This is a genomic window from Streptomyces sp. AM25 (assembly GCF_058146165.1).
The window spans coordinates 529,147-536,656 of record NZ_JBKIWN010000001.1 but is presented as its reverse complement, the minus strand read 5'-3'; the positions used below and the strand labels follow the sequence as shown (position 1 = coordinate 536,656).

The following is a 7,510-nucleotide window of genomic DNA, read 5'->3' as shown; positions in this document are numbered from 1 at the left end:
ATGACCTACGAGAACAGCGAAAGTCGAGATCCAGGATACTTCTGAAAAATTCATTTACGCCCCAGAGCTCAAATGAAATCAATGGAAAGATTTATACAGTGTCAAACACGCTGAGGCGTATAGGTTTCGTACCGTCTGTCGCGATGCTGTTCGGTGGATTGGTGGCCGTAACTCCGGCAGAGGCTGACTCCCCCGCGCAGGACTACATCGTCGAAGGTCTTTCTCTGCAAGTCAGTGATGACGGAAAGTGCGCCACTCCGCTGGACAATAAGAATCTCGAAAACAGGAGTGACTGCACCAATTCGGTTAGTAGGGGGTGGAGTGTCCATTATGTGGACAGGGATTATGTCACCTTGGCGTACAAGGGGAATCCTCTACAGGAAGGAAAGGTAACGGATAACCAGGAGACGTCCGACTTTGGCGACGACGCAGCCGTTTACAAGATCGATGCCTCGGGTGTGCTCCGCGTGGGATACGGAGAACACACCAACGCGGTGCTCACTTACGGTGACCAAGGAGGAAATCTTGCGAACCGGCAGCAGGGCGGTCATCCGGCGAAGCTCCTCAAGAGTAACGGTGAGGTCTGGGGCAAGGGCGACCTGGACGACGCCATGAAGAATCGGCAGCAGAATTCAGACAAGCCGGCCATTGTCATGGTCCACGGAATGAACGACACTGCAGACGCATTCGACAGCATGAAGGCCGAGTTCAAAAAGGCTGGGTGGGCCGAATCGGATCTTTTCGCCTGGGACTACTCAGGCTGGAGGGACTCGAACGAGGTAAATGCCAACCGCCTGGTCAGTGCCGTCAAGGAGCGCTTCGGTGGGCGAAAGGTTGCCATAGTTGCCCACTCGCTTGGCAGTATTCCCACCCGTTGGGCCCTCACGCATAATTCTGGGTTCCGTGACCAGGTTGTTTCCTGGATCTCCCTGGGCGGGCCCAACACGGGCGCCGGTCAGACTTTCATTAAGCAGGTCGGGCTCGAAGCCGCCTGCAGCCTTGGAATTGTCAAGAACACCGTGAAGGCGATCAAGCCGGATCTGGTGACCGATTCCACATGTGAACTCGTCAGCCCATATTTCATGTCCGACCTCAACGGGAACCCCACTCCCGAACCCACCATGTACCAAGAAGTGGTTTCGAGTGACGACGGGCAGATCGAGAACGGGGCGAGTTATCTGCCTCAAGCCCCGAACAACAGCTCATGGAAGACGAGTGGAGTGAAGCACGGGGATCTTCCGAGGAATTCCGGCGTGATTGACCATGTGATCACCTGGATAAAGTCTGGTCCGACTCGGAACGAGGATGTCCCCTACGCGCCGACGGTGACCGATGGAGTGGTGAGGAATCAGGGTGAGGGTGTAAATCTCTCCAGGGTTTCAGGGACCGCGGATGATCGTATGAAGACGGTGCATGTGACCGTTGACAAGGTCTGGGAAGGGGATGTCACCGTATCTGGCGGGAAATGGTCTGTCGGGTTCAATCCCTCCCTCCGTTCGCTGTCCGGCACATTTCATGTAACCGTTACTGCTCAGTACGGCGGCCTGAAGTATTCCGGAGACAGGTACATTTCGTAGGTCCATGAGGTTCAGGGCTGATTCAAAGTGACCGGCAGTTCGTGTTGTTGCTGGTCGGCGCTGTGCACACCTTCTGAATAGGCTCCTTGGAGCCGATAGGCACAGTGGCGATAGGAGTGACGACCTGCGTAACGGGGCGTGCGAGTGCAGCTGCCATTGCACGCAGGCATCGCTCCGCCGGACTTTGAAGCAGCCCTGCCAGGAGATCAGGGCCTGTCTTGGTCAACCGGACTCCCCTTGTAAGGCAGTTACGTGCTCACCAGCGCCCGGACGGCTGCGAGGAAGTCCTCGGTGCTCGGGTGGGTGGGGTGGGTGGGGTAGGTCAGGTAGACGGTGGCTGCAGGAGCGTCGTCGACGGGGACGTAGCGCACCCCGGGGTGTGCGTGGTTTTCGCACGTGCCCGCCGCGGCCAGACCGATGGCATCGCCCGTGGCGATCACCTGAACCCATTCGTCGACGTTCCGCACCGGTAGGACGTGCTGGGGCTGCTGTTGCGCGGGCCACAGGTCGGTGCTCGCGGCACTCACTTCCGTGCACAGCGCGAGGGTCTCGCTGCTCAGGTCGGCGAGGCACACGGACTCCCGGTCGGCCAGCGGGTGGTTGTCGGGCAGGGCCGCCATGCGCTCCTCCCAGTAGAGGGCCTCCGTCCGCAGGCGCGGGTCGTCGGGTGGGACGCGCACCACCGCTACGTCCATGTCCCCGGTGGCCAGCCCGGCTGTCCGGGTGTCCCGACGGTGCAGTTCCAGCGGCACGTGCGGCTGGTCCCGGCGCCATGTGCGCAGTAGCGACACGGTCATCTGCCCCAGGAGGGCGCAGCTGTAGCCCACGCGCAGGGGACGGGACACGGCCGCCGTGTCGGCCAGCGCGGCGTCGAGGCGGGCGAGGATGGCCAGCCCGTGGTCATGAAGCGTCCGCCCGGCCGGTGTGAGGGCGAGCCGGCGGGATGAACGGTCCACCAGTCGCACCCCGACTCGCTGTTCGAGTTGGGCGAGGGTGCGGGACAGCGCGGGCTGCGTCAGGCGCAGCTTGTCGGCCGCGGCGGTGACGGTGCCCTCCTCGACTATCGCCACCAGAGCCCTGAGATGACGCAGTTCCACATCCATGCATGCCAAGCATAGTCCTTGCGTAAGAGGCATTTTCGGGGGCAGCCCGGGCTCCGTAGGGTCGTTTGGGCAACCCCAGTCGAAAGGCACTCGAATGAAGATTCTCTTGATAGGCGCGTCCGGCACCATCGGCGGCGCGGCCCGTGCGGCGCTGCTGAAGCGAGGTCACCACGTCGTCACCGTCGGCCGCACACGCGGCGATCTGATCGCGGACGTCACGGACCCGACGGCGGTGACCCGCCTCTACGACCAGGTCACCGACCTGGACGCGGTCGCGATCGCAGCAGGCGACGCGGTCTTCAAGCCGCTGCCGGAGCTGACTGCCGATGACCTCACGGCCAGCCTGCGCGGGAAGGCCCTCAGCCAGATCGAGCTGGTCCGCCAAGGCGCGAACTGCATTGCACCGGAGGGTTCCTTCACTCTGATCAGCGGTGTCCTCACCGACCAGCCCATCCCGGCCGGTGCAGCGGCATCCGCCGCGAACGGCGCCGTGGAGGCCTTCGTCCGCGCCGCCGCCATTGAACTGGCGCCGCAACGCATCAACGCGGTGAGCCCGACGATCGTTTCGGAGTCGGCGGAGGCCTACGGTGCCTTCTTCCCCGGCATGGAGCCGGTACCCGCGGACCGTGTCGCGACGGCGTACGTCCGCTCCATCGAGGGGCGGCAGACAGGGCAGGTGTACCGCGTGGGGCACTAGACCACGTTTGGGGTGCGTTTGACGTATTGATAAGGGCTTTCAATGCGACATAACCTCATGGAATGGTGCAGAGTAAGGCAAGTGACGTCGACGGCTACCTGACCGAGGTTCCTGAGGAAAGCAGGGCCGCGCTGGCCAAGGTACGAGAACTGTGCAGAGAAGAACTGGTGGGTTTCGACGAGGTGATGGCGTACGGGATGCCCGCATACGAGCGGGACGGCGCCTGCGAGATCGCGTTTGCCAGCCAGAAGCAGTACATCTCCTTCTACCTCATGCGCAGTGACGTCCGTGAAGCGTTCGAAGAACGGCTGGCCGGGCAGGACATGGGCAAGGGCTGCCTGCGATTCCGCAGGCCGGAGAAGATTGACTTCAGTCTGTTGAGGGATCTGCTCAAGGCCACTGCAGCCCGGCCCGGCACGATCTGCTGACACCGCGGGGCGCCGGGGTGCCGCGTCCGGAGCGTGCTTGCGGATGTGCGTCGGCGCCCCGCACCGAGAATCCGCTGAAGCGGTGCGGGGCGACGCCTCAGACCGCTTGGAGCGCGGCGGTCGGCGCGTGCCGGGAGGCGCGGACGGCGGGGTAGATGCCCGCGACGGTGCCGATGAGGAGCGTCGAGCCGAGGCCGGTGGCGATGGCCCAAGGCGGCAGGTCGAACGGCACGCCGCGCCAGGCGGCGTAGCCTGCGGTCGCGCCGGTGCCCAGCAGGGCGCCGGCGATGCCGCCGAGGGCGGACAGGAGTAGTGATTCGGTGAGGAACTGCATCCGGATGTGGCCCCGGGTGGCGCCCAGTGCCCGGCGCAGGCCGACCTCGTGGCGTCGCTCCAGTACTGAGATGACCATGGTGTTGGCCACGCCGACTCCGCCGACCAGGAGTGCCACTCCACCCAGGGCGAGCAGCAGTCCGGTGAAGGCTCCGCCCGCGGCCGCCTTCGCTGCCAGGGCGTCGGAGGGGCGGCTGACCGCCACGTCCGCCGGGCTCTGCGGGCTGATCGCCCGCGGGAGCAGCTCGCGCACCTTGTCCACGGCGTTGTCCGTGGAGCGTTCGTAGACCGTCGTGGGGTGGCCGTCGAAGCCGAGCAGCTTGCCGGCGGCGTTCCAGCCGACCAGTGCCGCCCGGTCCATCTCGGGCGACAGCGGCATGTGTTCGATGATCCCGAGGACGAGGTAGGAGCGGTCCTTGATCCACACTTGTTGCCCGGCGGCCGTGATGCCCAGCCGCTCGGCGGCGACCGAGCCCAGGACGACCGCAGGGAACTTGCCGGTCGCCGTGTTCAGCCAGGTGCCGCTCGCAACGCGCCCTTCCAGTGTGGTGAGGAGGTTCTCGTCGGCGGCGTACAGGCCGATGCCACTGGTTTCGGTGGCGGGGATGCGGTCGCTGCGGCGTACGGCGACGTCCTTGATCTCGCCGACGGCGGCGGCGTGTTCGACGCCGGGGACGCGGGCCGCCATGCCCGCCGCCTCCTTGGGGAGGCGCGTCTTCCCGCCGAAGGAGTCGTTGGCGGACGCGGTGAGCATGTTGGTGCCGAGCCGGTCGAGCTGGCGCATCAGGTCGGCCTTGCTGGACGAGGAGATGCCCACCACCGTGATCATGGTGGCGATGCCGATCGCGATGCCGAGGGCCGAGAGCACGACGCGTACGGGCCGGATCCGCAGTCCGGAGCAGCCCGTGCGCAGGATGTCGCGCAGGCTCATCCGGGCCGGGACGAGCGGGGGAGGGGGCGTCATGCGGCGGCTCCGGTGTCTTCGACGACGGCCCCGTCCCGCAGCCGGACGAGGCGGGGGAGGGAGGCGGCGATCTCGTTGTCGTGGGTGATGATCACCACGGTGGTGCCGGCCGCGTTGAGCTCGTGCAGCAGGCCCATCACCGTTTCTCCCGAGGCGGTGTCCAGGGCGCCGGTGGGCTCGTCGGCCAGCAGCAGGGAGGGCTCGCCGAGGATGGCGCGGGCGATGGCCACCCGCTGTTTCTGGCCGCCGGACAACTCGTGCGGGCGGTGTCCGGCACGGTCGGCCAGGCCCACCCGTTCCAGGGCCGCCGACGCCGCGCGCCGCCGCTCCGCCAGGGAGCGGCCGGAGTAGAGCAGCCCCTCCGCGACGTTGTCGAGGGCGCTGACCCCGGGCGTCAGGTGGAAGTGCTGGAAGACGAAGCCCAGATGCCGGGCGCGCAGCGCCGACAGCGCGCGGTCCGGGAGCGTGCCGACGTCGTGGCCCGCGATCCGTACGGTGCCCGCGGAGGCCCGGTCCAGGGTGCCGATGAGGTGCAGCATGGTGGACTTGCCCGAGCCGGACGGGCCCACGACGGCCGTCATCTCGCCCTGCCGGATGGTGAGATCGACGCCGGCGAGGGCCGCGACCCCGCCGGGGTAGCGCTTCTCGACGCCGGCCAGGCCCACCACTTCCGGCTGTCTCTCCGTCGTCTCCGTATGCGTCACGACCGTCACGACTTGGGCACCCCGACCTTCATGCCTGCCTTGATCCCGTCGCCGGTCACCTGGACCTGTCCGGCGGCGAAGACCCCCAGCTCGACCTTGACTGTGCGGGTTTGGACTCCGTCGACCACCTGAAGGCCGTAGCCGCCCTCCGGCAGCGCGAGCAACGCCGGGATGGGCACGGTGAGGATGTCCTTGTGGGTCTTGCCGACCAGGTGGACGGTCACGGGGGCCTGTTCGGTGTCCTTGAGCACGTCGCCGGTGCCGTCGGCCAGCCGGACGGTGACCTTCTGCTTGGGTTCCTTGTCCTTGTCGCCCTGTTCGCCGCTGTCGCCGGGCGACGAGGCGGCGCCGATGTCCTCGATCGTGCCCTGGGCCTTCTTGCCCTCGGGCAGGTCGATGTCCACCTTCTCGCCCTTGCGGGCCAGCCCCTGGTCGGAGGCCCCGAGTTCGACCTCCACCACATGCTCCGTGCCGGTCACGGTGACGACTGGCTTGCCGGGGCCGACCCGGTCCGAGGCGGAGGCGTCGCTCTTCTTGACGCGTACGCCGGAGGAGGTGAACACCACCTGGTCCGGCCCTATTTTCCCGGTCTGAGGCAGGCCGCGGTCCTTCTGGTACCGCTTGAGCGCTGCGGCCGTCCTGTCGGTGAACTTGCCGTCGACCGTGAATCCGCCGTATCCGAGTGCGCTGAGGTTCTCCTCGAGCTGGCGCACGTCCCAGCCGTTGCCGACCCCGGTCTTCAGCTCCCGGTACATCGGCTTGGCCCCGTACAGGAGGGTGACGGGCTTCCCGTCGATCTCGAACAGCTTCTCCCCGCGCTTGATCACCGAACCGGTCGAGGGCGTCCACGTCACCACACCGTCGGCCCCCGCATTCACGGTCCGCTCGCCGGAGAAGCGCAGGGTGCCGTCCACGGGCTTGGTGTCGCCGAGGTCCACCCGGCGCACCTCGGCGGTCGCGGGCGGTGCGGAGGGACTGTTCGTGTGCTTCTGCCCTCCGCCGGAGACCAGTTGGGAGGCGATGACGCCACCGCCGGCCAGCAGTACGGCCGTGGCCACTGCGGCGGTCACCTTCGTGCGACGCTTCATCACTGACCCGCCATATCGCCGAGTTCGCCCTTGCAGATCTGGACCGCCTTGGTCGTCTTCTCGTTCTTCTCACCGAGACCGGGGAGCCGTCCCTGGGCGTCGGGATCGGGCATGTCGACGCCGTTCTTGCGCATGCACCGGGCGAACTTCGTGAGCAGGTCCTTCTGCCGGGAGAGCTGCGCGGGATCGTCCCCGGAGCTTCCGCCGGAGAACTCCTTGCAGGCGTCCATGGCCTTCTTGGCCTTCGGGGAGTCGGACTGCGGCAGGGCGAGGCCCTTGCCGGGCTCCGGGTCCTGGACGTCCAGGCCTTTCTTCCGGAGGCAGCTCGCGTACTTCACCTGCTGATCGTGATCCTGAGACTGTCCGGACGAGCCCCCCGAGCCGCTGCCGGCGGAACCCTGGTCGCCTCCCTGTTTCCCACCCCCGCAGGCCACCAGGGAGAGCGACAGGACGGTCACGGCCGTGAAGGCGAGGAAGTGACGTACAGGCTGCATGGAATTTCCTTCCGTGAGCGTTGATTGGGTGAAAGTGAATACGCCAACCATGCTGCCTGGTACGGGATTTCCATCACCTAACTATTTTCCTGACTGTCCACCCGACCTTTCTTTTGTCGACC

8 protein-coding genes are annotated in these 7,510 nt (G+C 66.2%); 3 read left to right on the top strand and 5 right to left on the bottom strand.

The window, feature by feature from the left end; genetic code table 11:
• On the top strand, positions 1-1,577 hold a 1,577-nt coding region (locus ACLHRZ_RS02145), incomplete at its 5' end, for an esterase/lipase family protein (RefSeq protein ID WP_490416436.1).
• Positions 1,578-1,825: 248 nt separating this feature from the next.
• Here ACLHRZ_RS02145 and ACLHRZ_RS02140 read toward each other — a convergent pair.
• On the bottom strand, positions 1,826-2,680 hold the full coding sequence (locus tag ACLHRZ_RS02140) for a LysR family transcriptional regulator (RefSeq protein ID WP_490416435.1): 855 nt from the start codon (positions 2,678-2,680) through the stop codon (positions 1,826-1,828).
• Between the two features lie 94 nt (positions 2,681-2,774).
• Here ACLHRZ_RS02140 and ACLHRZ_RS02135 point away from each other — a divergent pair, with 94 nt between their 5' ends.
• Both ACLHRZ_RS02135 and ACLHRZ_RS02130 read left to right on the top strand, forming a co-directional pair.
• Entirely contained in the window at positions 2,775-3,377 is a 603-nt protein-coding gene (locus ACLHRZ_RS02135; protein ID WP_490416434.1) for a short chain dehydrogenase, read from the top strand.
• 62 nt (positions 3,378-3,439) lie between these two features.
• A complete protein-coding gene (locus ACLHRZ_RS02130; RefSeq protein ID WP_490416433.1) occupies positions 3,440-3,805 on the top strand; it encodes an iron chaperone in 366 nt (121 codons plus the stop codon).
• 97 nt (positions 3,806-3,902) lie between these two features.
• On the opposite strand, the gene ACLHRZ_RS02125 is transcribed toward ACLHRZ_RS02130, so the two are convergent.
• The 4 genes from ACLHRZ_RS02125 to ACLHRZ_RS02110 are packed head-to-tail and all read right to left on the bottom strand — an operon-like array spanning position 3,903 to position 7,388.
• The gene (locus ACLHRZ_RS02125; protein WP_490416432.1) at positions 3,903-5,102 is read right to left on the bottom strand and encodes an ABC transporter permease; all 1,200 of its coding nucleotides are present in this window, start codon (positions 5,100-5,102) and stop codon (positions 3,903-3,905) included.
• A complete protein-coding gene (locus ACLHRZ_RS02120) occupies positions 5,099-5,806 on the bottom strand; it encodes an ABC transporter ATP-binding protein (protein WP_490416455.1) in 708 nt (235 codons plus the stop codon). The genes ACLHRZ_RS02125 and ACLHRZ_RS02120 overlap by 4 nt, the downstream gene beginning before the upstream one ends.
• A 5-nt stretch (positions 5,807-5,811) precedes the next feature.
• A complete protein-coding gene (locus tag ACLHRZ_RS02115; protein ID WP_490416431.1) occupies positions 5,812-6,894 on the bottom strand; it encodes a peptidoglycan-binding protein in 1,083 nt (360 codons plus the stop codon).
• Positions 6,894-7,388, bottom strand: a complete 495-nt coding sequence (locus ACLHRZ_RS02110; RefSeq protein ID WP_490416430.1) for a hypothetical protein — start codon at positions 7,386-7,388, stop codon at positions 6,894-6,896. The genes ACLHRZ_RS02115 and ACLHRZ_RS02110 overlap by 1 nt, the downstream gene beginning before the upstream one ends.
• Between the last annotated feature and the right edge of the window lie 122 nt (positions 7,389-7,510).

What these genes read in the sequence shown, in the direction of transcription:
- ACLHRZ_RS02140 (WP_490416435.1), bottom strand. Translation starts at nt 2,680, where the DNA reads ATGGATGTGGAACTGCGTCATCTCAGGGCTCTGGTGGCGATAGTCGAG.
- ACLHRZ_RS02130 (WP_490416433.1), top strand. Translation starts at nt 3,440, where the DNA reads ATGGTGCAGAGTAAGGCAAGTGACGTCGACGGCTACCTGACCGAGGTT.
- ACLHRZ_RS02135 (WP_490416434.1), top strand. Translation starts at nt 2,775, where the DNA reads ATGAAGATTCTCTTGATAGGCGCGTCCGGCACCATCGGCGGCGCGGCC.
- ACLHRZ_RS02125 (WP_490416432.1), bottom strand. Translation starts at nt 5,102, where the DNA reads ATGACGCCCCCTCCCCCGCTCGTCCCGGCCCGGATGAGCCTGCGCGAC.
- ACLHRZ_RS02110 (WP_490416430.1), bottom strand. Translation starts at nt 7,388, where the DNA reads ATGCAGCCTGTACGTCACTTCCTCGCCTTCACGGCCGTGACCGTCCTG.
- ACLHRZ_RS02115 (WP_490416431.1), bottom strand. Translation starts at nt 6,894, where the DNA reads ATGAAGCGTCGCACGAAGGTGACCGCCGCAGTGGCCACGGCCGTACTG.